Origin of the sequence: Sphingobium sp. (genome assembly GCF_035511395.1) — a bacterium.
Taxonomy (GTDB): Bacteria; Pseudomonadota; Alphaproteobacteria; order Sphingomonadales; family Sphingomonadaceae; genus Sphingobium.
Genome location: NZ_DATKFP010000325.1, coordinates 1 through 1,792 on the forward strand (window position 1 = coordinate 1; position 1,792 = coordinate 1,792).

Here is a 1,792-nt window from a genome sequence, read left to right on the forward strand (position 1 = left end):
CTCGATCGGGATCGCAAAGCCGACCGTGGTTTCCGCGCTGCGGACCCCCCGATACGGCCCGGAGCCGATGACATTCTCGACTTGGCCTTGAACCACCGGATTGGGCCGCAAGCCAGCGACTGTGCGACCTGCACGGGCCGCGTCGATTCCAGCTGTCGCCGCTTCCGCAGCAGGGGCCGAACCGCCCGCTGCACTGACCGCTTGGTCAAGCGTGTAGACCGGCGCATCCTGCGCAACAGGCGCGGACGGTCCGACCTGCGCCTGCGCCATCGTGGCGCAAGACGCTGCGGCCAGCATGGCCGCGAGGATACGATTCATGAAAATAGGACTCCTGACGATGATCGACAGGGGCGCGCCAACGCACGCCCAAATCGGACGTCAGGCTTGGGGGGGCCTCAAATGGACCATGCCGGTGCGGCCGTCGAGCGACGCAGAGGCGGAGATTGTCGGCTTGGGCACTGTGAGGACGGGGGTATATTCCATCGTCGTGCGCGCAGGCGCGCCGACGTCGTGTCCGTGACAATAATTGTGATGATGCGGGACATTCTTGTCCGAGTCCGATGGCACCTGATCGATGTCACCGGCGGTATGGACCGTGAACTCAACGCCCGCGATGCTTCCCCCCGCCAGATCGGCGGCATGGGCCATGCCGGAGAAGCTGGTCAGGACCAGCATCAGGCATGTCAGGAAAGGCAAAAAGGCTCGCACTAGCTTGCCTCTATCACGGAAGGGTTTTCATGTCATTGCACTAATTCGAACCAAGGGTCACTGAGCCGGAACCCGAGCGGGATCGGTCGCGCCCGTTCCAGGCGAACCCGACCGCAATGGCGACCGCCATCAGGAGTTGCGCCAGCACCGATTGCCAAGTGGGAAACACGCCGAGCATCGACAGCCGTGGCACGTCCGCGAGCGGTGCGATGTTGATAAGGCCGGCTTCCTGGAGCGCGGCGACGCCTTTACCCGCCAGCACGACGGTCAGGACCGCCATGAGCCAGGAGCTATAGCGGAAGAACTGCGCGATCGGCAGCTTGCGACTGTAGCGAAGCATGGCCCAAGCGATCAGGCTGAGCAGTCCAATCGCCGACCCGGCCCCCGCGAGAAGCATCCCGTTGTCACCTTGCGCCGAAAGCGCGGCATAGAACAGGATCGTCTCGAAGACCTCGCGATAAACTACGACGAACGCCAGCCCGAACAGGAACCAGCCCGACCCGCCCGAGAGCGCCCGCGACATCTTCTCGCGAATATAGCGCTGCCACTGATCGGCCTGCGCCTTGCCGTGCATCCAAATCCCGACCGAGAGCAGCACGACCGCGGCGAACAGCGAGCCAAACCCTTCCGTCAGCTCCCGGCTCGCACCGCTGATCCCGATCGCATAGGTGGCGACCGCCCAGGTGATCCCGCCCGCGATGATCGCGCTGACCCAGCCGCCATGCACGTACCGCAGCGCCTCGCCGCGCTCGGCTTTACGCAGGAACGCGATCATGGCGACAACGATGAGCAGGGCTTCGAGCCCTTCACGCAGCAGGATCGTGAACGCGCCCAGGAACGTGGACGCTTCGGTGGCGGCATCAGGCGCGAGCGCCGCTTCCGCATCGTCGAAAAGGCCGCCCAGTACTGCGACCTTCTCCGCGAGATCATCGGGCGACGCGCCCCGGTCGATCGAGGCGCGGAACTCCCCCATCGCGCCCTCGATTCGACCCATCAGCGTCGCGTCGCGCGCGGTGAGTGTTGGCTCGATCGGCTCGAACCCATCGAGATAGGCCGACAGCGCCAGCTCTTTCGCCATGCGCGC

At 65.0% G+C, this 1,792-nt stretch carries 2 protein-coding genes and 1 pseudogene; all 3 read right to left on the bottom strand.

The features are described 5' to 3' along the window. A pseudogene (locus VMR39_RS22720) lies at positions 1–318 on the bottom strand (TolC family protein); the annotation flags it as partial. A gap of 60 nt (positions 319–378) precedes the next feature. Continuing rightward, positions 379–675: a hypothetical protein gene (locus VMR39_RS22725; RefSeq protein WP_007406840.1), complete on the bottom strand. Its 297-nt coding sequence runs from the start codon at positions 673–675 to the stop codon at positions 379–381. 73 nt (positions 676–748) lie between these two features. Then, positions 749–1,792 (bottom strand): FTR1 family protein (locus tag VMR39_RS22730; RefSeq protein WP_325419378.1); only part of this gene is annotated, 1,044 nt, incomplete at its 5' end.